The organism is Mycolicibacterium llatzerense (assembly GCF_000878195.1).
In the GTDB taxonomy this organism is placed as follows: domain Bacteria; phylum Actinomycetota; class Actinomycetes; order Mycobacteriales; family Mycobacteriaceae; genus Mycobacterium; species Mycobacterium llatzerense.
Map to the genome: position 1 here is coordinate 24,878 of NZ_JXST01000035.1, position 24,332 is coordinate 49,209.

Genomic DNA, 24,332 nt, shown 5'->3' on the forward strand with positions numbered 1-24,332 from the left:
CGCCTGCACCCGTACCGATAGGCCGTGATGGACCTCGATACCCGAATCTTCTACTACATCAACGATTTCGCCCGGGACACCCCCTGGCTGCACCCGGTCGTGGCCGGATACGCGAACGACGGTGTCGTACTGTTTGCCATCTTTCTACTCGCTGGATGGTGGATCGCCCGCCGAACCAACAACCCCAGCGCGATGACCGCGGCGGTGTGGGCACCTTTGGGCGTGCTGGCCGCGGTGGCCATCAACCAGCCGATAGCCGACACCATCAATGCAACCCGTCCCTGTAATGCGTTGCCCCACATCGTGGTTTTGCATTGCAACACCGACGGCGGGTTCCCCAGCGACCATGCGATGATGGCCGGGGCCGTCACCGCCGGCGTGTGGCTGGTGAATCGTCGGCTCGGCGTCGTCGCCGCGATCGCGGCAGTAGCCATGGCATTGGCGCGGGTCTACGTCGGCGCGCACTACCCCCAAGACGTCCTTGTTGGTCTCACTCTGGGCTCGGCCCTGAGCGTTTCCGGATACCTCCTCGCCCGACCGATGGTGAGCCGGCTGGTGGTCCGCACCGCCAAGACCCGGCTGCGCACGCTCATCACGGCCGCCGAACCAGATGCCGTTCATTGACTTGATCGCATCTGATCGCAACGCCATAACTACCCTGTTCACGCTCAGCGTCCTCACAGCAACCTGCTGCCAGTCTGATGGCATACCCGACAGCTGCTCGGCATCGATCGGCTGAAACCCCGCGAAAGGTGTTGATGGACATGACAGCCCGACGAGAAGCGATCAACCTGATTGTCGGCGCCCTGATGCTGGTGGCAGCGACCATGTCGGTCCACGAGGCTCAAGAACGCGCCCAGAACGCACCGGCAGCGATCGGTGAACACTTCGACAGCGCCATCGTCCTGGGGATGTAGCCGGGCAATTGATGGCTCCTAACTCAGCCTGTGCCAGGCTGATCAGGTGAGACTGCTGCTGGTCGAAGACGAGCCCATGCTGGCCGAGACGATCACTGCCGGGTTGCGTGCCGAAGGGTTCGTCGTGGTCGCTGTGGCCGATGGTGCCGAGGGACTCTGGCAGGCCACCAACGAGCAGTTCGACGTAGTCGTGCTCGACATCATGCTTCCGGGCCTCAACGGCTACGAGGTTTTGCGCAACATGCGCGCCGCACAGGTATGGACGCCGGTGCTGATGCTGACTGCCAAAGACGGCGACTACGACCAGACCGACGCCTTCGACCTGGGCGCTGACGACTATCTGACAAAGCCGTTTTCTTTCGTGGTGCTCACCGCCCGCTTGCGGGCCCTGATCCGACGCGGAGCTCCGCAACGTCCCGTCGTGCTGACTGCCGGCGACATCTCGCTGGACCCCGCGCGCCGCATTGTGCACCGGGGTGGACAGGACGTCTCGCTGACACCGCGAGAATTCGCCCTCCTGGCGTATCTGTTGCGCCACAAGGACATTGTCCTCACCAAAACCCAGATTCTGCACAACGTATGGGACAGCCACTACGACGGCCCTGACAACGTGGTGGAAGTCTATGTCGGCTATCTGAGACGCAAGATTGGCTCGGAGGCGATCACCACGTTGCGTGGCGCAGGCTACCGGCTCGAATCCGGCGAACCGGCAAGCGGCAACTGAACCGTCACCACGGTTCCCCCGCCGGCATCTCGGTCATCGATGCTGACCGAGCCATCGTGGGCGGCCACGATCTCGGCGACGATCGCCAACCCCAACCCGGTACCACCACCACGCCGCGATCGGTCAGCGTCCAAGCGAAAGAACCGCTCAAAAACCTTGTCCCGTGCGGCGGCCGGGATTCCCGGGCCGTCATCGATCACCTGCACGACGGCGTTGTCAGCCTCGGCGCGCACGAGGATGGTCACCTCGCTGGTGGCATGGCGGGCCGCGTTATCGGCCAGGTTGCGCAACAATCGCACGAACCCGTCCGGATCGACGCTGGCCTTGACCGCCGAAAGATCAGAGACTATTCGCAAGGCCGTTTCACGTTTGAGTCGAGCCGCCTCCGTAGTCGCCAGATCATCGAGATCGGTCTCGACACGACGTAGCGGCAAGCCGCGTTCATCGGCGCGCGCCAGTAGGAGCAGGTTCTCCACCAGGGTCTGCATCCGGCGCGCTTCCGGCAACAATGCGTTGGTCAGCAGCGTTCTGTCGAGGAGATCAGGGTGGGTGACCCCGATCTCCAATGCGGACACCACCGTTGCCAACGGGCTCCGTAGCTCGTGGGATGCGTCCCCGACGAACCGTCGTTGCGCGGCATGGCCGGCTTCGATGCGGGCCAGCATGTCGTTCATGGTCACGGCTAGCGCGGAAATCTCATCCGACCTGCGACCGACTGGGACCCGCTCGCCCAGATCGAAGGCACTGATCGCTGACACTCGCGACCGGATGGCCTCCACCGACCGCAACGACCGACGCACCAGCAGGTAAGTGACGACACCTGCCACCACAGCCACGATCGGAGCCGTGATCGCCAGCATCTGCCCGGCGGTGCCGATCATCTGCTCGATCGGCTCGATGCCACCACCCACAAGCACGGTGTATTGCTGGCCTTTGCGGGATGTCACTGTAGTTGTGCTGACGCGCACATCGTCATCATCAGTTGCCAGCACCCCGACCTGGGAAGCTTCGTGCGGCAGAGGAAGCAGCGGAGTCTGCGGTGCGCTGTCGGATTGCTGCACTACCGTGCCGGCGGCGTCGGCGATCTGCACGGCCACGATCCGGTGATCGGTGTGCATCAACACCGATTCCACCTCATCGGGTGGTTCCTTGCGCAGCACATCGGCCACCGCCTGGGCGCGGGCCTCCGCGGCGTTGTCCACGTCGGCGCACATCATCCGATATAGCAACACCGTCGAGGCCGACCCCACGATCACGAGGCCGGCCAGGACCACTGCTGCGGAGACCAGCGCTGAGCGGACCGCAATCCCACCGAACCAGCCACGCCATCGGCCCACGAAATCCACCAGCGCCACGCGGCGGCTCACTCGGCACCCTGACCGTGCATGTCCATCAGCGGGACCGACCCGTGACCCACCCACATCGCCCCATCATTCACTGTCGTCACCGACAGTGAGGACGCTGCATGCACCCTCGGCGGCGCAGGATGTCAATCCCCAACCGAAATCCCGTTCGGTACAGCGGAATTGCGCAGCGATTGCCGCGTGGACGGCAACCGCACGCTCACCGCATTTTTGCACGCGCCGCTTCCGGCGACAGCGAGTGTCCCGCCGTGGGTGGCGATGATCCGAGCAGCCAACTCCAGACTGGAGTGGCGCTCCGGCGACAACATCCGACCGGCGTTGGCGACCGTGATGTGCGGGCCGTCGTCGCGGACAATGATGACTGCCTGAGCATCGCGGCGATACACCACCAACTCGATCGCTGACACGGCATTGCAACGTGCTTGGTCAACCAGCGCAGCGACCGCCCGGTTCAACGTCGCAGCGTCACCCACCACGTAGGTCGGCCGCAGGTCGGTGCGGATCGACAACGCAGTGTTTAGTCGCAGCCAACCAGCATGCTGGACCAACACATCATCGAGAAAAATCATCTCTTCGTCACTGTCAGCCACACCGCCACACGGTATGGACCACGACCTGAACGCACGCTGAGAGCGGCCGAGGTGGGAGCCCGGTTTGAGAGGGTGGCGTTAGGGCAAGTCCGGTGACCGGGGCATTGACCGCCGCTAAGTCGCTGTGGATGCGATCCCGACACGCAAAGTGGAATCCCACAGCAGAATTGTTTCGATTTGCCGAGTGGTAATTAGGTCGTGGAAGTGCCTGTTCATCGAATGGTGATACATATGCGCCGGCTGGATATCCGAGTAGCGGTTGTGGCGAATGTTACCTCGCAAATTATTCTTGCTCGATAGTTAATATTCACCATCCTGCAAAGTCGATAAATTAACCAATGCGGAACAATATTGGCCGTCGAAGTGCGATTATTGGCTGATTTTGAGGAATCTATTGGAAATTCGGCAAACGGTGGTAATTTCCAATAAGTCGCGCGCGGGGCCGACTAAACACTTTGGATCCGAAGGAGGATTCGATCGTGTCCAAGCATCGCAAGCAAAAGTCCGGCAGGACGCTAAAGTCCGTCAATTATCTCGCGTCCGGCGCCTTGGGCATTGCGGCCGCGAGTGCCGGCATCGTAATGGCGATTCCGCCGGGCGCGCTTGACGCGCTGACGGCGTCGCCGCGAGCCGTCGAACTGACTGATTTCAGCTTCCCATTGGCTCCTGTGCAGGACCCGAACAACCCCCTGTGGTGGCTGACGGGACTGTTCGGAGCGGGTGCGTCCCCACCGGCACCGACCCCATTGATCACGCCGTTTGCGCCGGTGGCGCCCGATCCGTTGGACAGTCCGTGTGGCCTGATCTGTAACGGCGCGGCCGGCACGGCCCTGCATCCGAATGGGCAGGCCGGCGGCATCTTGTTCGGTGATGGCGGTGGGGGCTGGGACAGCACCGATGCCGGAGTCAACGGCGGTGACGGCGGCGGCGCGGGTCTGCTGTTCGGCTCCGGTGGCAAGGGTGGCAACGGTGCTGACGGTACCGATGTCCTGGCCGGCAGCAACGGCGGCAAGGGCGGAAACATGGGTCTGCTCGGACTGTTCGGGACGGGCGGCAAGGGCGGTAGCGGTGGCGCCGGCGGCTTTGGTGCCACCGGTGTCACCGGTGGCGCCGGCGGCGACGGTGCTGTCGGTACCGATGGTGCGACCGGCGGCGCGGGTGGCACGGGTTCGACCGGCCAGGCGGGCACTGTCGGCACCGCGGGTACCGCAGGCACGGCAGGTACGGCCGGCACTGCGGGCAGCGTCGGTTCCAACGGCAGCAACGGCTTCCTGCTCGGTTTCAACGGCGGCACGGGCGGCACAGGTGGTGCGGGCAACGCAGGTGGCGTGGGTAGCACCGGCGGCACGGGTGGCCCCGGCGGCACGGGCGGCACGGGCGGCACCGGCGGCGTCGGCGGATCGGGCACCCCGGGTGGTTCCGGCGGCGGCGGTGGCGCGGGCGGAACCGGCTTGCAAGGCACAGCTGCAGGTGCAGGTGGCGCGGGCGGCAGCGCTGGGTTGCTGACGCTGTTCGGTGGCGGTGGACAGGGCGGCGACGGCGGTCTCGGTGGCACGGGTGGCACGGGCGGTACCGGTGGATCCGGTGGCACGGGCGGGACCGGTGGTAATGCCGGCGACGGCGGCAAAGGCGGCGCCGGCGGAGCTGGTGGATCCGGTGGCACCGGTGGAACCGGTGGTACGGGCGGCACCGGTGGCACGGGCGGCACTGGCGGTACCGGTGGCGCTGGTGGCGACGCGATCGTGACTCCCTTCACCCCCTACAAGGGTGGAGACGGCGGCACTGGCGGTACTGGTGGCACTGGCGGCACGGGTGGCACCGGTGGAACTGGTGGCGCGGCCGGCGTCGGCGGCACCGGTGGTGTTGGCGGTACCGGCGGCAACCCCGGCAACCCCGGTGCCGGTGGTGGCGGCGGCCAGGGCGGCTCGGGTGGTATCGGCGGCACGGGCGGTACCGGCGGTGCGGCCGGCGCGGGTGGCGGCGGCGGATTGCTGGGCGGCCTGGGTCTCGGTTCGGGTGGCACGGCCGGTAGCACTGGAGCGACAGGCGCAAAGGGCTCGACTGGTGCGAATGGCGCCACCGGGTCTACGGGTGCCAGTGGAAAGACAGGAAGTACCGGTGCGTCGGGAAGTACTGGAGCTACCGGAACCAGCGGTACCCCGGGTAGTGCTGGACACACCGGCAGTACCGGCAGCAAGGGCAGTACCGGCAGCAAGGGGACTAACGGCTCCATCGGCATTGCAGGTCCATTTGGTGCCGTGACCGGTGGCGGTGCCGGTGGCGCAGGCGGTGCCGGTGGCGGTGGCGGTGCCGGTGGCGCAGGTGGTGCCGGCGGCGGCGCATAGCTGCCAACCGTCCACGACGGTCGACCACCCCTGACAGTGAAATACCTTGTCAGGGGTGGTCTTTCGTGAATTTCCGGCCCGACGTGCTATAGCCGCTGAATGCTGAACACCCCGTCGAGTTGGGCGGTGATGGGTCCGGAGTCCAGGACTTGATTGAGCCGCTCGACGTCGAACATCGCGGGTCCGGTGGCGGCTGCGCCGACGAGCACGTACCGAGTGCCATCGCCCGCGCTGCGGACGGCGCTGGCAACCGCACATGCGCCTGCCAACGAGCGGGCGTCGTCGACGTTGATGCCGACTTGGACGACGTGCGGCTCCGCGGCCAGTACTGCCTGCAGACGGCCGATGAGCGCCTCCGGTGAGAAGAACCGCCAGCCCTGACCGAGGTGCAGCCAGTACCGGCCGTGCAGTCTGTCCTGGATGTACTGCAGTTGGGCGACGCCCTCGGTGCGAGGCCCGGTGATGAATTCCAGGAACGGATACCTGCGCTGTAATGCCCGCCGATCCTCCACCGGCAGTCCGGTGTCGAGCGCGACGAACCGGCCGACGTGCGCGACGTCGAGACAGCAGTTCAAGAATGAATCCACTGCCGCTTCCACGACGCTGCGGTGCGTCCCGGTAACCAGGCTGACGCTGATCTCGGCTTTCGGGTCGTGACCAATGATATTGCGCACCAAAGATTCTGGGTAAGACGTCGCGGCCTCCAGCAGGGCCGGAGCTGATTGGTCACGGTTGGCGGCGATCCTGCGACGGTCGTCGTCGGGGATATCGGAGCGGTTCAGCAGCTCGCGGCACAACGTGAACGATTCTTCATGCCGACCGGTCCAGGATGCGCACACCGACTGTTCGTCGAGGGCGCGCCATTGGTAGACGGGCGCGTCGACGAACAAGATGTCTTCCTCCGGCAGCGGTATGGCCGCTGCGCGTTGCGCAAACAGATAACCGAGCTGGTACTCGCCTCGGGCGCGGTACTCGGCGGCGATGGCATAGAGCGGCTCGGCGCGGGTCGGCCGGAACTCCCAGGCCCGCAAGTAGGCGTCCAACACCGCCGGCCATGGTTCGCCGAGGTGGAACATTGATCTGGCCACCTGGCACAGGGCGTAGAACGTCTCTTCGTCCCAGCCGCCCATCGCGGCGCGGCGTTCCGACCAGACGCGGGCGTTGGCGAAATCGCCCAGGTTGAAATAGCTTTCGGCGAGATAGAACGCTGAGCGTTCATTGGTCGGGTCGCGCTGCACCTCCACCAACAACAGGTCGCGGTCCCGTTCGTACTTTCTCGGATCGTTGTTGCGGGCGCCGAGTCGGCGCGATTCGATGAAGTAGTCGCCTTCGAGGCGCTCCTCGCGGAACGGCTCGGCACAGTCTGCGTATTCGTGGACCACGCCGACGTATCGCCACGGCATGCCGTCGCGAAATAGCTGTCGCCGCCAGTAGAGGAGTCCGTCGCTGATCCGCATGTTGTAGACATCGGCGGACAGTCGCGTGAAGTCGGGCTTGCCCTGCACGGTGTCGTCGGCGTCCATGACCCAGATGTAGTCACTGTGGCCTTGCGCCAACTGCAGCGCTTCGGAACGATTTTCGCCGAAATTGCGCCACCTGCGTTCGTGCACCTCGCCGGGGACTCCGAGATCTGCCATGTGATTTCGGATCGTGATCTGGGTGCCATCGTCGGAGCCGGTATCCACGATCACCCAGAAGTTGATGTAGGGCGCGACCGCGTCCAGCACCTCGGTAACGATGTGTGCTTCGTTGCGCACGATCATGTTGAGACAGATCGTCGGCCCGGGTGGATTCTCCACTGAATCCGTATACCCGATCGTGGCCGGTGTTTGCTGCGCTTCGACAGAAACGCTTCGACTCAGCCATCGCGCGCCGTCACGTTGGACGCAGGATCGGACATATCCTCGGGCACATCCATATGTGCCAGCCTTCACGCTACGGTGGTGCCCATGGCCCGCACCCTGCTACCGCTTGCGTTGGTGCTGGCGGTCGGAATATCGGGGTGCGCGCAGTCGTCACCCGCTGCTGATGGGTTCGCCGGGGATCTGTCTCGGGCCGTGACCGTCGATGCGACGACCGGCCACCTGGCCAAGCTGCAGGCCATCGCCGACGCCAACGGCGGGAACCGCGCGTTCGGCACTCCGGGCTACGACGCGAGCGTGGAATATGTGGCGAATGCACTGCGCGCCAAGGGATTCGATGTCGCCACCCCGGATATGGAAGTCAAGGTGGCGTACAACAACACGCCCGAGCTGACCTTCGCCGGCAAGCGGGTACCGGCGCGGGCGCTGGAGTACTCGGTCGGCACCCCAGGCCTCACGGCGCCGCTGGTCCCCGTTCGTGGCGGGGCCGGATCAGGCTGCAACAGTGCCGATTACGACGGCCTGCCGATCAAGGGCGCGGTGGCGCTGGTGGACCGCGGCACATGTCCGTTCGCGGTGAAGGAAGCGACCGCGGCCGTCCACGGTGCGGTGGCGCTGGTAGTGGCGGACAACAAGGACGACGTCGACGAGGCGGGGGTCCCGGTGCGCGGCGGCACCCTGGGCGCCAAGGCGACGGTGAGGATTCCGGCGGTACTCATCCCGAAGGCGGACGGGGCCCGGCTGCGTTCCGCCCCCGGGCCGATCACCCTCAAGCTTGATGCCGGAGTGCGGATTGAGCACACCCGCAACGTGATTGCGCAGACCAAGACCGGGTCCGCGCACGACGTCGTGATGGTCGGCGCGCATCTGGACAGCGTCAAGGAAGGGCCCGGCATCAACGACAACGGGTCCGGGGTGGCCGCTGTCCTGGAGACGGCGCTGCAGTTGGGCAGCGCGCCCAAGGTCGCGAACGCGGTGCGGTTCGCGTTCTGGGGCGCCGAAGAGGAGGGGACGATCGGCTCTGACCGATACATCGAATCCCTCGACGTCGAAGCGCTGAAAGACATTGCGCTGTATCTGAATTTCGACATGCTCGCCTCGGAGAACGCCGGCTACTTCAGCTATGACGGTGACCTGTCCGGCGCGCCGCTCGCCGACGACCTGGTGCCACGCATCCCCGAGGGCTCCGCGGGTATCGATCGCACGCTGACGCAATATCTGGCCGGCGCCGGGAAGCGGCCTCAGGACTACCCCTTCAACGGGCGGTCGGATTACGACGCCTTCACCAAGGCCGGCATTCCGGCGGGTGGGCTGGGCACCGGCGATGAGGAGAACATGAACGACGAGCAGGCCCGCCTTTGGGGCGGCATCGCCGGAAAACCTTTCGACCCCAACTATCACAAGAAGACGGACACTTTGGCGCACATCAACCGCACGGCAATGGACATCATGGGCCGGGGCGTGGCTTTCGGGGTCGGCCGGTATGCCCAGGATTTGGGTGGCCGGGGCGGCGTTCCGGTCCGGGATGACCGGACCCGGCACGTGGTTTCCGCGTCATGAGGCGGGTACTGGCCGCAAGCCTGCTGGCGGCAGCGTTGACGGCATGTGCGTCGCCCGCGCAGGCACCCGTCCCGCCGCCGCCCGCGCCGGACCCCGATCTCGGCCACTCATTGGCGGCCAAGGTGGGTGTCGACGGCATCTACGCGCACCTGAAGAAGTTCGCCGCCATCGCCGCGGACAACAAGGGCACCCGTGCCGACGGCACGCCCGGCTACCAGGCCAGCGTGGACTACGTGGCAAATCTCTTGCGGGACAAAGGTTTCGATGTCCAGACCCCGGAGTATGTGCGCGTGCTGCGGGGCGCACCCGGCAATCCTGTGCTCGATGTCGGTGGTAGCAGGTGGTCGGTGGTGCAGGCCTCACTGCTGACCTCCACCGCGCCCGGTGGCCTGAGCGCGCCGACTCTGCATGCGGTCAAGCCGGCCGGATGCGCACCGGACGACTACGGCACCCTCAATCTGCGCGGAGCCATCGCGGTCGTCGACGACACCACTTGCTCGGTCGTCGACAAGCAGAACGCGGCGGTGGCCCGCGGAGCCATCGCAGTGCTGGTGGTCAGTCCGCCCAATGCGAACGGCGCCCCGCGTGGGCTGTTCAGTCCCGGCTACTACGAGCACCTCAACACGCCGATGGGCATCATCGGCAAGGACGCCGATGCCGTCCTGCTGAAAACCAATGCCCCGGTCAAGCTCACCCTCGATGCCAAGAACACCGGCGTGAAGTCGCGAAACGTCTTGGCCCAGACCAAGACCGGTGATCAGCACAGCATCGTGCTGGCGGGTGCGCACCTCGACAGCGCGCCGACGAGCGCGGGCATCAACGATGCCGCGACCGGAGTGTCCGCTCTGCTGGAGACGGCCGCCGCGCTCGGCGGTTCGCCCAAGATCGAGAACGCGGTGCGGTTCACCTTCTGGGGCTCGGGTGCCGTGGGCCAGGAAGGCGCCACCAAGTACGTGCGTGGGCTGGCTGCCGAACCGCTGAATGACATTGCGCTGTACCTGGATTTCGACATCCTCGGCTCGCCCAACGCGGGGTTCTTCACCTTCGATGGGGACCAGTCCGGACAGTCCAACCCCGAGATTCCGCTCGACGCGGTGCCCGCCGGGTCGGCCGGCGTCGAGCGCACATTGGCCGGATACCTCTACCTCGCGGGCAAACGGCCCGCGGACATGACGATGGATCTGGGCAGCGGCTACGGCCCGTTCCTCACTGCCGGGATTCCCGTCGGCGGCATCTCGACGGGGACGTCGCAACGCAAGACGCCGTTGCAGGCCAGATTGTGGGGCGGGCAGGCGGGCGTCGCCTTCGATCCCGCGCATGGGCCGACGGGCGACACCGTCGAACAGCTGAACCGGGCCGCACTCACCGTCACAGGGCCGGCTGTCGCGTTTGCGGTCGGCACCTACGCGCAGTCGCTGACCGGACCCAACGGCGTGCCGCCGCGCGACCAGCGACACCGGCAACCAGGCAAGTAGCGAAGGTTCACAGCAAGCTCATAAGGGGAATTGCCCTTTCTGAGAGTCTGGTTGCCAGGTTGCCAGGTTAGTAATGTGCCCATGAAAAGCACCCATCGTCGTTGGTCGGCGGCTGCCGGCACCCTCACCATCCTGGCCATGGGCGGGCTGACCGTCGCTTGCGGTTCGCAGAGCAACAACGCGCCGACCACCGTCACGGTCACCCCGTCGAGCACCACAACCACCACGACGACGACGGCCAAGGAGCACCACGGCGGCGGTGGTGGCGGCGGCGGTGGGAACGGCGGCGGGCAGCAGCAGGCGCCCGCGCCGGCTCCCGAGACGGTGACCAACACCGAGACCGCCACCCAGACGCAGACCGAGACCTCGACGTCGGTCCAGACCTCGACGGAGACGTCGACGTCGGTGCAGACGTCGACCGTCTACCAGACCCCGACGCGGGAACGTTGGGGTTCCAACGTCGGACCGCAGCAACAGCAACCCTCTCACTGAGCGACGACGGCTGTCGCCCGGACGAGTTCGCACACCCGCCACCGTCCGGGCACGCCTTTGAGCTCGTACTCGCCACGGTCGGTGAAACCGTGGCGGGAGCCCGTGACGATCTCGCGCACCGTGGAAGAGACCAGGACCTCGCTGGGTCCGGCGAGGGCCGAGACGCGGGCGCCGATGTGCACCGCCATGCCGGCGATGTTGTTGCCTCGCAGTTCGACCTCGCCGGCGTGGATGCCCACCCGCACTTCGATGCCCAGCGGCAGCACAGCGTCGACGATCGCCTCGGCGCAGTTGATCGCGCCGCTGGGGCTGGTGAAGATCGCCACGAATCCGTCGCCGACGGTGTTGACTTCGGTGCCGCCGAAGCGCTCGAGCTCATGGCGGATGGTGGTGTCGTGGTTGTCGAGCAGGGAGTGCCAGCGGACGTCGCCCAGCGTGGCCGCATGTTGTGTCGAGCTGACGATATCGGTGAAAACGATTGTGGTGAGCACACGTTCGGAATCAGCGCCGGCCCGGACGCCTGTGATGAACTCTTCGATCTCGTCGAGGACGGGACTGCTGTCGCCGACCCAGTACAGGGTGTCCTCGCCGGGCAGTTCGACGTATCGAGCGCCCGCGATGTGTTCGGCGAGGTACCGGCCGTGGGCGACCGGAACGAACGTCGCATCCGTGCGGTGCAACAGCAGCGTCGGTGCGGTGATGGACGGAAGCTTGTCGCGAACGTCGCCGTCAACTATCGCCTGACTCGATCTGCGGGCCATGCTCGGTGACGCCGCGCGGTTGCCTGCGGCATCCCACCAGGCTCGGAAGGCGCGGTCGCCCGTGAGTGAGGGCGCGACCTGGTGCAGTACGTCGAAGCCCTGGTCGACGGCGTCAGGTTGGAGCGCCACCGTGGTGAAGGGACTCGCACCACGCTGGTGTGAACCGGGCTCGTAGTCAGGTGCCCACAGCACCCTCGCCGCGCCGTTCACGATCACGAGCTTCTCGACGCGTTCCGGCCGCTCGCCGGCGAGCAGGAGCGCGGCCATCGCGTTGTAGCCCGACGCGAGGATCGTCGCTCGTTCGACACCGAGGGCGTCCATCACCGCGAGCGCGTCCTGCGCCCAGCAGCCCGGGGTGATGGTGTCGGCCCCGATTCGCGACGACATCCCCGTGCCGCGATGGTCGAACCGGATCAACCGGCTGAACGAGGCCAGCCGCCGGAAGAAGCGGTACATCGACGGCTCGTCGTCGATCGAGTCGATCGGGATGAAGGGGCCCGGCATGACGAGCATGTCGACCGGGCCTTCGCCCAGCACCTGGTAGGCGATGTCCAAGTCGCCGTGGGACGCGTAGCGAGTTCTCGGCACCAGGGCCACGAGGTCAGAATAGCTCTGCTGTGATCTCAACTGCATCTTGTATGCAACCTTGCATGCAAGTTGATACGGTCGTCAGATGGCCATCGAGCAGACGCCCGCCAGCGAGCGCGCCTACCAGGACACCAAGACCAAGATCCTGGTCGGCGCGGTCAAAGGCGGGCAGCTGCTCAGCGAGGTCGAGGTGGCCGCGGAACTCGGCGTGAGCCGCACCCCGGTACATGAGGCCTTCCTGCGGCTGGCCGCCGAGGACCTGCTCGACCTGCTGCCGCGCCGGGGCGCGGTCGTCGTGCCGATCCCGCCGCGGGAGGCCACCGACCTGCTCGAGATGCGCCTGGCGCTGGAGGGCAGCGCCGTGCGCCGGCTCTGCCGCTCCGAGACCGCAGCGCAGTCCGCGGCCGCAGAACTCGCCCGGCTGATCGATCAGCAGCGCGGTGCCGCCGCCGACCTGGTGCGCTTCGCCGAGCTCGACGACGCCTTCCATCGCCACATCGTCGATGCCGCCGGCAACTGCATCGCGCAGCGGTTCTACGGCTCGCTGGGGGACCGGCAGCGCCGGATGATGGCCGACGCCGTGCACGCCGACCGGACCCTCGTCGACCGGCTCATCGCCGAACACGCCGAGCTGGCCCACGCCATCGGCGCGCGCGACGCGGCGGCGTTCGATGCCCGCCTGGTGGCGCACCTCGAGTCGACGTACGAGGTGGTGCTGCGATGAAGCCGTGGCTCGCCGTCGCCGCCGGCGTCTTCTGCATCGGTTGGGGCGGAAACCAGTTCACCCCGATGCTGATCGAATACGTGCACCGCGCCGGATACTCCCGGGTCGACGTCGACGTCCTGCTGGGCGCCTACGTGCTGGGCCTGATCCCCGGACTGCTGATCGCCGCGGCGATGTCGAATCGCTACGGCCGCCGCCCGTTGATGATTGCCGGGCTGATCAGTTCGGCAGTGGGCAGCCTGATCCTCGCGACCGGCGAATTAGGGGGATTCTCAGCACTTTTCGTCGGACGGTTGCTCTGTGGGCTGAGCGTCGGCGTCGCGATGGCCGTCGGCTCGACCTGGATCGCGGAGCTGTCCGCGCCGCCGTACGACACAGCCGCGGCCGGGGCCGGAGCGCGCCGGGCGTCGATCTGGCTGTCGCTGGGGCTGGCGATCGGGCCATTGTGCTCGGGCCTGCTGGCGCAGTTCGCCCCGTTGCCGTTGACCCTGACCTACCTGGTGCAAGCCGCGCTGTGCGCACCGGCGCTCTGGCTGGTGCTGACCCGGACCGTGGAGACCCGGAGCGCTCGCGTCAGCGGAGATCTGTTGTCCCAGTTGCGGGTTCCGGCCGCGACGCACCGCCGATTCGTCCGCGTGGTGGCCCCGATGGCGCCGTGGGTGTTCGGTTCCGCGGCCATCGCGTACGCCATCGTGCCGGCGTTGGTCGCCGATCGCCTCGGTTCCTGGGCGCTGCTGTACACCGCGGGCCTGACGGTGCTGACCCTGGCCTGCGGCGTGCTGGTGCAGCCGATCGCCCGGCGCCTCGACGACCATTCCAGCGCCCGCGCCGTGGTGGTGTCCATGGTGCTGATGTCGGCGGGTGTGTTCGCCGCGGTCGCCACCGCAGTGACCCGTTCACCGGCCATCGCGGTGCTGGTGGCGATGCTGCTGGGCAGCGCCTACGGCATCGCCATCGTGTCCGGGCTGCTGGAGATTCAGCGCATCGCCAAACCACACGAGCTGGCCGGGGTGTCCGGCGTGTACTACTCGCTGGCGTACGTCGGATTCCTGCTGCCGGCGGTGCTGGCCGCACTGGCCCACTACGTCAGCTACCCGGCGATGCTGACCGTGGTCGGCCTACTGGCGGCAGGGTGCACCGTGATCTGTGCGGCCGGCTGGTCCAAGCACCTGCCGGCTCGCGCCTAGCGGTTACGGGCGACGTTCGCGGCCAGGTAGAGGACGTAGCCGAGTACGCCGACCGTCGCCAGCTTGCGGGTCTGGGGCACGATCAGCCCGACGCCGAGCGCCGTCTCGATCGATCCGTTGACCTTGAGGTGCTTGTCGGTGTCCTGCGGGAACGCCGTCGCGGTGATCGACTGGAACAGCTCCGGCTTGACGAAGTGCGCCAGCCCGGCCAGGACAAATCCGATCCCGGCCAGCAGGCCCTTCTTCCCCGGGGCACTTTCAGCGGCGTTGGTCACCTGTGGTCCTCTCTGATCACGAAATCTTGTAGTCGCTCAACGGAAATTCGGACGCTTCGCGGATCGCCGTCTCGGTGGACGACGGACGCAGCAGCGTGGGCTCACCCGCGGGGTTGAAGTAGTACGAGTGGGCGCCGGCGCAGTTGCCGAGGGTGAACAGCGAGTCGCCGAGCAGTTCGGTCATCCGGTCCAGGAACGCCGTGTTGGCTTCCTCGGTGACCTCGAACGTCGTCGCGCCGCGCGCCTTGACCTCGGTGAAAAGCCGGTCCATCAAGCGCATCTGGTACTCCATGGTGTTGAAGAAGTTCAACCCCAGGAAGGCGTACGGGCTGGCCAGGCTCAGGTAGTTCGGGAAGTACGGCATCGACACACCCTGGTAGGCCTGGAAACGCGTTTCGCGCCACCACTTTCCGAGATCACGGCCCTCGCGGCCGATCACCTCGATCGCGGGGAAGTTGGCCTCCCACAGGTCGAAACCGGTGGCGAGCACGAGTGTGTCGATCTCGACTTTGACGCCGTCGTTGCCGACGATCCCGTCGGCCTCGACCCGGTCGATGCCGGCATCCTGCAGGTGCACGTTGGGCCGGTTGAAGGCCTGGTAGTAGCCGTTGCTGAAAGTCGGCCGCTTGCAACCGAAGTCGTAGTCCGGGGTCAGCCGACGCCGCAGGTCCTTGTCGCGGATGACGAAGAACCGGTGCATCTTCGACAGGTCGGAGGCCGAGACGTTGAAGCGGCCCCGGAACATGCCGTAGTGCCGGACCCCGACGGACACCATGACCTCATAGATGGAGTCGGTGAGCCAGCGAAGAACACGCTGCGTCAACGGGAATCGGGCGAACATCTTCTTGGCCCGGGCGCCGAAGCGCGGATCGATCTTGGGCACCACCCAGATCGGCGTGCGCTGGAACACCGTCAGGTCGGCGGCCGTCTTGGCCAGCTCGGGGATCAACTGCACCGCGGTGGCGCCGGTGCCGATGACCGCGACGCGCTTGCCCGCCGGGTTGTAGTCGTCGTCCCAGTCGGTGGTGTGGATGACGCGGCCGGCGAACGTCTCGATGCCCGGAATCGCCGGGATGTTCGGCTGAGACAGGAAGCCGGTGGCCGTGATCAGGTACCGGGCGCTGAGGGTCTCGCCGCCATCGACGTTGATGCGCCAGAGCGAGGCGTCCTCGTCCCAACGGGCCCCGTCGACCACGACGTTGAACCGGATGTGCCGGCGCACGTCGTACTTGGCGGCGACGTCGTCGGCGTATCGCTTGATCTCCGGGCCCGGGGTGAACAGGCGCGACCAGTTCGGGTTGGGCTCGAAGAAGTACGAGTAGGTGGTGGTGGGCACGTCGACTGCGAGGCCCGGGTAGTGGTTGACGTACCAGGTGCCGCCGAGGTCGTCCTCACGCTCGAGGATGGTGAAATTGTCGATCCCGAGGCGTTTGAGCTGGATGGCCGCGCCGATACCGGCGAATCCCGCGCCGACGATGACCGCGTCGAACTGCTGCGTCGTCATATTCAGACGGTACCTCAGGTACCGCTTCGGGTAATGAGTCCAATGGCTCTAGTAACCGCCAGTGCGGGCACGTCCAGGGTCTTGGATCCCAGGTCATGGCGGGCGCCGGCGATCTCGACGATCTCGGTGGGCGCGGGGATCAGGGCGGCGGCGGCCGTGAGCTCGGCGATGGTGCCGAACGGGTCGGCGGTGCCGTGCGTGAAGACCGTCGGGACCGTGATCTGGGGCAGGTGCTCGGTGCGGGCCCGCTCGGGCTTGCCGGGCGGGTGCAGCGGATAGGAGGACAGGGCGAGGACGGCCAGATCGGCACCGTCGGCCGCGACCATCGAGGTCATCCGGCCGCCGTAGGAATGGCCGCCCGCGATCACGGGGCCGGCGGTCAGGGTGTGGGCCAGCTCGATGGCCTCGACGATGCCCTGCTGGTCGGACGCCGCCGAGTTCGACGGCGGGCCTTTCGGGCGGCGACGGCGGTACGGCAGGTCGTATCGGATGGCCAGCCAGCCGTGGCGCGCCCACTCATCGCAGAGTCGGATGATCAGCGGGGCGTCGCGGTTACTGCCCGCACCGTGCGTGAGCAGCACCGTACCTGTGGGCGTGCCGTCGGGTTCGTGCGCGACGCCCGCGATGGCGTCAAGATCCATGACTCAACCGGAAGAGCGCGTTCACCGGACCGTGGCCGTGGCCCAACGGGTAGGCCGCCCGCAGGCATTCGGTCACCCAGCTCTTGCCGAATGCCACCGCGTCAGGCACCGAAAAACCATGTGCCAGTGCACAAGCCGTGGAGGCGGCGAGAGTGTCGCCGGCGCCGTGGTCATGGCCGGTGTCGATGCGCTCGGTGGTGAACTCGTAGAACTCGCTGCCGTCGTACAGCAGGTCCGGGCTGTGGTCGCTGGACCGCAGATGACCGCCCTTGACCAAGGCCCACTTCGGGCCCAGGTCGTGCAGGGCCTTGGCGGCATCTTTTTGGCTGGCGTGGTCCACCACGTCGATACCCGTGATCAGCCGGACCTCGTCGAGGTTCGGCGTGACCAGCGTGGCGATCGGAAACAGCTGGGTGCGAACCGAATTGAGCGCGCTAGGGTGCAGCAGCGGGTCGCCGTGCATCGACGCGCACACCGGGTCCACGACCAGCGGGGTGTCACCGTCGAGGCTCTGCCAGGTCTCGGCGACCGCACCGATGATCTCGGCCGACGCCAGCATCCCGGTCTTGGCGGCCTGGATGCCGATGTCGTCGACCACCGCGGTGATCTGCCCGCTGATGATGTCCAGCGGCAGCTCGTGAAAACCCTTGACCCCCACCGAGTTCTGCACCGTCACCGCCGCGACGGCGACGCAGCCGTGCACGCCGAGCATCGCGAAGGTACGCAGGTCGGCCTGGATACCGGCGCCACCGCCGGAATCCGAGCCGGCGATGGTCATCACCCGCAGGGGCGTTTGGCCCGGCGGGGTCAAGGGCAGGAAGTTCACGGAGCCAAGGGTAGATACACCCGGTTGCCGCGGTCCGCGAACTCCTGAGATTTCTCGGCCATGCCCTGGGCGATCTCGTCCGCGTAATCGGGCGCGACGCCGTCCGGGTACGCGTCGCGGATGTCCTGCGTGATGCGCATCGAGCAGAACTTCGGCCCGCACATCGAGCAGAAGTGCGCGGTCTTGGCGGGCTCGGCGGGCAGCGTCTCGTCGTGGTACTCGCGAGCGGTGTCCGGGTCGAGCGACAGCGCGAACTGGTCGTGCCAACGGAACTCGAAGCGGGCCTGGGACAGCGCGTTGTCGCGGTCCTGCGCGCCCGGGTGGCCCTTGGCCAGATCAGCGGCGTGCGCGGCGATCTTGTACGCGATCACCCCGTCCTTGACGTCCTTGCGGTTGGGCAGGCCCAGGTGTTCCTTCGGGGTGACGTAGCACAGCATCGCGGTCCCGGCCTGAGCGATGATCGCCGCGCCGATGGCCGAGGTGATGTGGTCGTACGCCGGTGCGATGTCCGTCGCCAGCGGCCCCAGGGTGTAGAACGGGGCCTCCTCGCAGAGTTCCTCTTCCAGCCGGACGTTCTCGACGATCTTGTGCATCGGGACGTGGCCCGGGCCCTCGATCATCACCTGCACGCCATGGGATTTCGCGATCTTGGTGAGCTCGCCAAGGGTGGTCAGCTCGGCGAACTGGGCCTCGTCGTTGGCGTCGGCGATCGAGCCGGGGCGCAGGCCGTCACCGAGGGAGAAGGTGACGTCGTAGCGCCGCAGGATCTCGCAGAGCTCTTCGAAGTGCGTGTACAGGAACGACTCCTGGTGGTGCGCCAGGCACCACGCCGCCATGATCGAGCCGCCGCGCGAGACGATGCCGGTGACGCGCTTGACCGTCAGCGGGATGTAGCGCAGCAGCACGCCGGCGTGCACCGTCATGTAGTCGACGCCCTGCTCGCACTGCTCGATGACGGTGTCGCGGTAGAGCTCCCAGGTCAGCAGCGTCGGGTCGCCGTTGACCTTCTCCAGCGCCTGGTAGATCGGCACGGTGCCGACCGGGACGGGCGAGTTGCGCAGGATCCACTCGCGGGTCATGTGGATGTCCTTGCCGGTGGACAGGTCCATGATGTTGTCGGCACCCCAGCGGGTGGCCCACACCATCTTGTCGACCTCCTCGGTGATCGACGATGTCACCGCCGAGTTGCCGATGTTCGCGTTGACCTTGACCTTGAACGCCTTGCCGATGATCATCGGCTCGCTCTCGGGGTGGTTGTGGTTGGCCGGGATCACCGCGCGACCGCGGGCCACCTCGTCGCGCACCAACTCGGCGGGCATGCCTTCGCGGACCGCGATGAAGGCCATCTCGGCGGTGATCTCGCCGTTGCGGGCGCGCTCCAGCTGGGTGCCGCGGTCTTTGACGACGCCGGGACGGGCGGGCAGGCCCTTCTCCAGGTCGATCGTGGCGGTCTCGTCGGTGTACGGACCCGAGGTGTCGTACAGGTCGAGGTGCTCGCCGTTGGTCAGGTTGACCCGCCGGAACGGGACCTTTCCGCCGTCGGGAAGCTCCCGGTAGACCTTGGTGCTGCCCTGGATCGGGCCGCAAGAAAGGTCGTTGAATACAGCAATTGCAGTCATCTGCTTACTCCCTACGCCGGCATTACCCGGTCAGGTTCATACGGTCGACGGCGCCATACAGCCGTCCTCTCAGCGCACCAAGGTGTGCGCTCCCGCGCGGACGTTGTTCACCGTAGCCGATCGCCGCAGGAAGGCAAGGTTGCGTCGTTGGTCGGTGAATCGAATTGTCATGAGGTCGTTTGTATAGCTAACATATGTTTTTCTGATATTGGAGCGAAGACCGACTGATGACGACTGACACCGAGCTCAGAGCAACCGCGCGCCGGCGCGTCCAGATGGACCACGACCATCCCCGCTACAAGTGGGTGGTGCTGTCCAACACCACGCTGGGCATCCTGCTGGCCTCGATCAACGCGTCGATCGTGCTGATCTCGCTGCCGGCCATCTTCCGGGGCATCGGGTTGAACCCGCTGGCGCCGGGCAACGTCAGCTACCTGCTGTGGATGCTGATGGGCTACCTCGTGGTGACGGCCGTGCTGGTGGTGCCGTTCGGCCGCCTCGGTGACATGTACGGCCGGGTCCGGATCTACAACATCGGTTTCGTCGTCTTCACCTTCGCTGCGGTTGCGTTGTCATTCGATCCGTTCCATCTCGGCGGCGGTGCGGTGTGGCTCATCGCCTGGCGCGTGATTCAGGGCATCGGTGGCGCCATGCTGATGGCGTCGTCGTCGGCGATCCTCACCGACGCCTTCCCCGCCAACCAGCGCGGCATGGCACTCGGCGTGAACATGGTTGCCGCCGTTGCAGGTTCGTTCCTCGGTCTGTTGATCGGCGGGTTCCTCTCGGAGTGGGAGTGGAAAGCCGTCTTCTGGGTCGGCGTCCCGATCGGCATCATCGGCACCATCTGGAGCTACCGCTCGCTGCATGAATTGGGCTCTCGCACGCCGGGCCGGATGGACTGGGCCGGCACCGCGACGTTCGGCGTCGGTCTGACGGTGCTGCTGCTCGGCATCACGTATGGCATTCAGCCGTACGGCAATTCGCCGACGGGCTGGACCAACCCCGCGGTGCTGGGATCGATCGGCGTCGGCTTGCTGCTGTTGGTCGCGTTCTGCGTCGTCGAGCTCAAGGTCGAGTCGCCGATGGTCGATATGCGGCTGTTCAAATCGGCCACGTTCGGCATGGGCAACCTGGCCGGCCTGATGTCGTCGGTGGGCCGCGGTGGGCTGCAGTTCATGTTGATCATCTGGCTGCAGGGCATCTGGCTGCCACTGCACGGCTACGACTTCGAGTCCACCCCGCTCTGGGCGGGAATCTACCTGCTGCCCGCCACGGTCGGTTTCCTGGTGGCGGCGCCCGTCGCCGGTACCCTCTCGGACCGGCTGGGTGCCCGGCCCCTGGCGGTCGGCGGCATGCTGCTGATGGCGGCGACTTTCGTTGCCCTGCTGATGATCCCGGTCAATTTTGCCTACTGGCAGTTCGCCCTGCTGGTGTTCCTCAACGGTGTCGGCGGCGGCATCTTCACCGCGCCCAATGCGGCGGCCATCATGTCGAGCGTGCCGGCCGCGCAGCGGGGCGCGGCATCGGGCGTCCGGTCGACGTTCTTCAACGCCGGCAACTCACTGTCGATCGGTATCTTCTTCTCCCTCATGATCGTGGGGCTGGCCAACACGTTGCCGTCCGCACTATCCAGCGGCCTTCAGCAGCAAGGGGTTTCGGCTGACGTCGCGCACCAGGTGGCCGAACTGCCGCCGGTGGGCAGCCTGTTTGCGGCCTTCCTCGGCTACAACCCGATCGGCGAATTGCTGGCCCCGTTCCATGCCTTGCAGCAGCCCGGCGTCAACGCCGCCACGCTGACCGGCCAGTCGTTCTTCCCGCAGTTGATCACCGAACCGTTCCACTCCGGACTGGCCGTGGTGTTCGGCGCGGCGGCGATCATGATGCTGCTCGGCGCGGTGGCGTCGATGTTCAATCCAGGCACCTACGCCACGGAGCCCGGCGCCGACAACGAGGCCTGATTTCCCCACCGCCGAATGGCCACTTAGAGCACGGAATCTGACAGAAGCCGTGCTCTAAGTGGCCATTCGTCGCTGGTCAGGGCGACGGCCGTGACTGTGCCATTGACAAATGGCACAGTTGGTGGTGCTCTAGTCGGCGTGACGGAAACTGACCGGGCAACGCTGCCCGAGGTACCAAGCCGCGCAACGTTGCGCTCGACGCTCTCGGCCACGGTGGCCCGCCTGACCCTGGGCAATCTGACCAGCGTCATCCCCATGAACCAGCCCGGTGTCTGGTTCGGGCGCGGGCTGATCGCCACCATCATGGAGACCTTCGGTTCCATGCCCGGCGGCACCAGGATCATCCCGGTTCGTACGCCCGACATGCGAGGCGAATGGGTGCTGGGCCCGGGGGTGGAATTCGGCAGCCGTGCAGGCTATTACGTGCACGGCAGTGCGTATGTCATCTGCTCGGCGCGTACCCACCGCAAGCTGGTGGCGCGCTTGTCCGAGGCGACCGGCCTGCCGATGTTCGTGGTGGACTACCGACTGGCCCCCGAGCACCGCTTCCCGACCGCGGCCGAGGACGTCGAAGCCGGCTACCGGTGGCTGCTGTCGGAAGGCTATGCGGCCTCCGACATCGTCATGGGCGCCGACTCGGCCGGCGGCCACCTCACCTGCGACATGCTGCTGGCGCACGCCGGCGACGCGGACTTCCGGCCCGCGGGCGTGGTGCTGTTCTCTCCGCTGATCGACGTGACGCTCGGGCTCGCGATGGAGCAGGAGAAGGCGACGTACCGCGATCCGGCGATGTCGGCCACCGCGGCCGCGCGCATGGTCGGGCTGTACACCCAGGGGCAGAACCTGGCCGATCCGCGCCTGCGGCTCGACTTCGCGAAAGCGGACCTGTTGCCGCCCATGCTGATTCAGGTCGGTGGTTTCGAGATGCTGCGCGCCGACGCCCGCTACCTCGACGCGGTACTGCGCCGGGCCGGTGGCGCCAGCACTCTCGAGGTCTGGCCGGGCATGGTTCACGTCTTCCAGGCACTGCCGCGTCTGGCGCCCGAAGCCGCACCGGCACTGCGCCGTGCCGCGGCCTTCATCGCCGATGCCTACAAGCGATCCGACGAACTCGAAGAGGTGTGCTGATGATCGGCATCGACGCGATACTCAATGTCTTTCGCGGCCAACGCCGCTCGGACAAGGCGAAGGCGGTGGTCACCGGCGCCGGCAGCGGTATCGGGCGGTCATTCGCCCTCGAACTCGCCCGGCGCGGTGGGGAGATCATCTGCGCGGATATCAGCATGGAGCGGGCGCAGGAAACGGTGGCGTTGATCGGCCAGCTGCCGACCGGCAAGGGCCACGCCGTGCAGTGCGACGTCGCCGACCGCACCGCCATCGAGCTGCTGGCCAAGCAGTCGCAGGAGATTTTCGGCGGCGCACCAACCCTGGTGATCAACAACGCCGGCGTCGGTATCGGTGGAAAACCGGTGGGCGACATCGGCTTCGAGGACTGGGACTGGGCACTCGGCATCAACCTGTGGGGCGTGGTGTACGGCTGTGAGGTCTTCACCCCGCTGCTGCGCGAGGCCGGCAAGGGCGGCATCATCAACGTGGCCTCGGCCGCCGGGTTCGCCGCCGCACCGTCGATGGCGGCCTACAACGTCTCCAAGGCCGGCGTCATGTCGCTGTCCGAAACGTTGTCGGCGGAATTGAACGGCACAGGCGTCGCGGTGACGGTGCTGTGTCCCACCTTCGTGAAGACGAATGTCGCGCGAGACGGGCGCATCACGCCAGGATCGTCGAACCTCGCCGAGCAGCTCATGCGATGGACCGGGTTGTCGCCCGACAACGTCGCCGCCCGCACGCTCGACGCGCACGACGGCGGCAGGCTGTACGTGGTACCGCAGTTCGACGCGAACGTCATCTGGCACCTCAAACGACATTTCCCCGCGCTGTACACCCATGGCGCCGGACTGCTGAACCGAATCCTTCCCGAGAACTGAAAGGAACCGATCATGGCAATGGATCTCGATGAGATGCTGCAGAAGATCAAGGACAAGCAGTGGGCCCTGGCCGACATCGACTGGGATGCACCGGGAGCCGAGCTGATCGAGCCCGACCTGTGGGCCAAGCTCAAGCCGTTCATGACCGACCTGATGTGGATCGAGAACGTCGGCGCCCGTGGTTTCGCCGCGCTCGCCAAGAAGGCCCCGACCCCGACGCTGAAGAGCATCTACGAGCACTTCCACGCCGAGGAGCAGAAGCACGCCAACGCCGAGCTCGCGCTGATGCGACGTTGGGGCATGCTCGACAACGACGAGGTCCCGCCGCCCAGCGTCAATGTGCAGCTGGTGATCACGTGGCTGGACAAGTTCGCGGACGGGATGGCCTTGTCGATCCTCGGCACCGTCATCCCGATGCTGGAAGTGGCGCTGGACGGTGCGCTCATCAAATTCATCACCGAAGAGGTCAGAGATCCGGTGGCGCAGGAGGTTTTCAAGCGCATCAACTCCGACGAATCCCGCCATCTCGCAGTCGATTTCGAGGTGATGGACATCCTGGGGCATGCCGGTACGCGCAAGCTCCTGGTCGACTTCGTCGGCAGCTGGATGAACCCGGCGCTGGTCATCGGCACGTTGAGCTACTTCCCCTTGCTCAACAAGATGCGCGACAACATCGTGGCCATGGGCGTCAACGAGGAGCGGCTGTACCAGGCGATGCGCCGCTTCCGGAGTGTCGGTGAGCGAAGTGAATTCGTGCACCGGGTGCCGATGTACCGGTTCATCTCGTGGCACAGCAAGAAGGTGATCGACCGCAGCTCGAAGTACCACTGGCTGGCGGACTCGCTGGTGAAGGTGACGGGCGTGATCCCGATGCCGCTGGTGCGTTACACACCGACCTGGTCGGACGAGATGACCTACGAGCCGGTGGCCTGATC

General features: G+C 66.4%; 22 protein-coding genes and 1 riboswitch. Of the genes, 13 read left to right on the forward strand and 9 right to left on the reverse strand.

Annotated elements, in window-relative coordinates; genetic code table 11:
- Positions 1 to 27: 27 nt before the first annotated feature.
- The 3 genes from TL10_RS21830 (at position 28) to TL10_RS21835 (ending at position 1,641) form a co-directional block, all read left to right on the forward strand.
- Entirely contained in the window at positions 28 to 624 is a 597-nt protein-coding gene (locus TL10_RS21830; RefSeq protein WP_043987303.1) for a phosphatase PAP2 family protein, read from the forward strand.
- A gap of 140 nt (positions 625 to 764) precedes the next feature.
- Positions 765 to 917 carry a hypothetical protein gene (locus tag TL10_RS31305; protein ID WP_157850384.1) on the forward strand — a complete coding sequence of 51 codons (153 nt, stop codon included), beginning with the start codon at positions 765 to 767 and terminating at the stop codon, positions 915 to 917.
- Positions 918 to 963: 46 nt separating this feature from the next.
- Entirely contained in the window at positions 964 to 1,641 is a 678-nt protein-coding gene (locus tag TL10_RS21835) for a response regulator transcription factor (RefSeq protein WP_043987304.1), read from the forward strand.
- On the opposite strand, the gene TL10_RS21840 is transcribed toward TL10_RS21835, so the two are convergent.
- Together TL10_RS21840 and TL10_RS21845 are read right to left on the reverse strand one after the other, a co-directional pair.
- Positions 1,602 to 3,008, reverse strand: coding sequence for a sensor histidine kinase (locus tag TL10_RS21840; RefSeq protein ID WP_043987306.1), 1,407 nt, complete (start codon positions 3,006 to 3,008; stop codon positions 1,602 to 1,604). The two genes, TL10_RS21835 and TL10_RS21840, sit on opposite strands and share 40 nt — an antisense overlap.
- A 122-nt stretch (positions 3,009 to 3,130) precedes the next feature.
- Complete coding sequence (locus TL10_RS21845; RefSeq protein ID WP_043987307.1) at positions 3,131 to 3,595, reverse strand: histidine kinase; 465 nt, start codon at positions 3,593 to 3,595, stop codon at positions 3,131 to 3,133.
- A gap of 581 nt (positions 3,596 to 4,176) precedes the next feature.
- On the opposite strand from TL10_RS21845, the gene TL10_RS31310 reads away from it, so the two are divergent.
- Entirely contained in the window at positions 4,177 to 5,940 is a 1,764-nt protein-coding gene (locus TL10_RS31310; protein WP_157850385.1) for a PGRS repeat-containing protein, read from the forward strand.
- Positions 5,941 to 6,026: 86 nt separating this feature from the next.
- Here the strand turns inward: TL10_RS31310 and TL10_RS21855 are convergent, their stop codons facing one another.
- Entirely contained in the window at positions 6,027 to 7,739 is a 1,713-nt protein-coding gene (locus TL10_RS21855) for a glycosyltransferase (protein ID WP_234711514.1), read from the reverse strand.
- Positions 7,740 to 7,889: 150 nt separating this feature from the next.
- Here TL10_RS21855 and TL10_RS21860 point away from each other — a divergent pair, with 150 nt between their 5' ends.
- The 3 genes from TL10_RS21860 (at position 7,890) to TL10_RS31315 (ending at position 11,329) form a co-directional block, all read left to right on the forward strand.
- Positions 7,890 to 9,362, forward strand: coding sequence for a M28 family peptidase (locus TL10_RS21860; protein WP_043987310.1), 1,473 nt, complete (start codon positions 7,890 to 7,892; stop codon positions 9,360 to 9,362).
- On the forward strand, positions 9,359 to 10,837 hold the full coding sequence (locus TL10_RS21865) for a M28 family peptidase (RefSeq protein WP_043987312.1): 1,479 nt from the start codon (positions 9,359 to 9,361) through the stop codon (positions 10,835 to 10,837). Before TL10_RS21860 ends, TL10_RS21865 begins: the two co-directional genes overlap by 4 nt.
- 81 nt (positions 10,838 to 10,918) lie before the next feature.
- A complete protein-coding gene (locus TL10_RS31315; RefSeq protein WP_052506499.1) occupies positions 10,919 to 11,329 on the forward strand; it encodes a hypothetical protein in 411 nt (136 codons plus the stop codon).
- Here TL10_RS31315 and TL10_RS21875 read toward each other — a convergent pair.
- A complete protein-coding gene (locus tag TL10_RS21875; RefSeq protein ID WP_234711515.1) occupies positions 11,323 to 12,687 on the reverse strand; it encodes a bifunctional lipase/adenylate cyclase LipJ in 1,365 nt (454 codons plus the stop codon). The genes TL10_RS31315 and TL10_RS21875 overlap by 7 nt on opposite strands.
- A 76-nt stretch (positions 12,688 to 12,763) precedes the next feature.
- On the opposite strand from TL10_RS21875, the gene TL10_RS21880 reads away from it, so the two are divergent.
- Together TL10_RS21880 and TL10_RS21885 are read left to right on the forward strand one after the other, a co-directional pair.
- Complete coding sequence (locus TL10_RS21880) at positions 12,764 to 13,402, forward strand: GntR family transcriptional regulator (protein ID WP_110789177.1); 639 nt, start codon at positions 12,764 to 12,766, stop codon at positions 13,400 to 13,402.
- The gene (locus tag TL10_RS21885; RefSeq protein WP_043987314.1) at positions 13,399 to 14,589 is read left to right on the forward strand and encodes an MFS transporter; all 1,191 of its coding nucleotides are present in this window, start codon (positions 13,399 to 13,401) and stop codon (positions 14,587 to 14,589) included. The genes TL10_RS21880 and TL10_RS21885 overlap by 4 nt, the downstream gene beginning before the upstream one ends.
- On the opposite strand, the gene TL10_RS21890 is transcribed toward TL10_RS21885, so the two are convergent.
- From TL10_RS21890 to thiC, 5 genes are all read right to left on the reverse strand, one after another.
- The gene (locus tag TL10_RS21890; RefSeq protein WP_082068040.1) at positions 14,586 to 14,864 is read right to left on the reverse strand and encodes a DoxX-related protein; all 279 of its coding nucleotides are present in this window, start codon (positions 14,862 to 14,864) and stop codon (positions 14,586 to 14,588) included. The genes TL10_RS21885 and TL10_RS21890 overlap by 4 nt on opposite strands.
- A gap of 16 nt (positions 14,865 to 14,880) precedes the next feature.
- Complete coding sequence (locus TL10_RS21895; RefSeq protein WP_043987316.1) at positions 14,881 to 16,368, reverse strand: flavin-containing monooxygenase; 1,488 nt, start codon at positions 16,366 to 16,368, stop codon at positions 14,881 to 14,883.
- 14 nt (positions 16,369 to 16,382) lie between these two features.
- Entirely contained in the window at positions 16,383 to 17,009 is a 627-nt protein-coding gene (locus tag TL10_RS21900) for an alpha/beta hydrolase family protein (protein WP_043987318.1), read from the reverse strand.
- Positions 16,999 to 17,835, reverse strand: coding sequence for a bifunctional hydroxymethylpyrimidine kinase/phosphomethylpyrimidine kinase (thiD, locus tag TL10_RS21905; protein ID WP_110789178.1), 837 nt, complete (start codon positions 17,833 to 17,835; stop codon positions 16,999 to 17,001). Before thiD ends, TL10_RS21900 begins: the two co-directional genes overlap by 11 nt.
- Complete coding sequence (thiC, locus tag TL10_RS21910) at positions 17,832 to 19,454, reverse strand: phosphomethylpyrimidine synthase ThiC (protein ID WP_043987321.1); 1,623 nt, start codon at positions 19,452 to 19,454, stop codon at positions 17,832 to 17,834. The genes thiD and thiC overlap by 4 nt, the downstream gene beginning before the upstream one ends.
- Positions 19,446 to 19,560: riboswitch (TPP riboswitch) on the reverse strand. It overlaps the preceding gene by 9 nt.
- A 121-nt stretch (positions 19,561 to 19,681) precedes the next feature.
- Here thiC and TL10_RS21915 point away from each other — a divergent pair.
- The 4 genes from TL10_RS21915 (at position 19,682) to TL10_RS21930 (ending at position 24,330) form a co-directional block, all read left to right on the forward strand.
- Positions 19,682 to 21,412: an MFS transporter gene (locus TL10_RS21915; RefSeq protein WP_043987322.1), complete on the forward strand. Its 1,731-nt coding sequence runs from the start codon at positions 19,682 to 19,684 to the stop codon at positions 21,410 to 21,412.
- Positions 21,413 to 21,550: 138 nt separating this feature from the next.
- Positions 21,551 to 22,540 (forward strand): alpha/beta hydrolase, encoded by a 990-nt coding sequence (locus TL10_RS21920; protein ID WP_043987323.1) that lies wholly within the window; start codon positions 21,551 to 21,553, stop codon positions 22,538 to 22,540.
- A complete protein-coding gene (locus TL10_RS21925; protein ID WP_110789181.1) occupies positions 22,540 to 23,397 on the forward strand; it encodes an SDR family NAD(P)-dependent oxidoreductase in 858 nt (285 codons plus the stop codon). The genes TL10_RS21920 and TL10_RS21925 overlap by 1 nt, the downstream gene beginning before the upstream one ends.
- A 12-nt stretch (positions 23,398 to 23,409) precedes the next feature.
- Positions 23,410 to 24,330 (forward strand): reductase, encoded by a 921-nt coding sequence (locus tag TL10_RS21930; protein ID WP_043987325.1) that lies wholly within the window; start codon positions 23,410 to 23,412, stop codon positions 24,328 to 24,330.
- Positions 24,331 to 24,332: the final 2 nt, after the last annotated feature.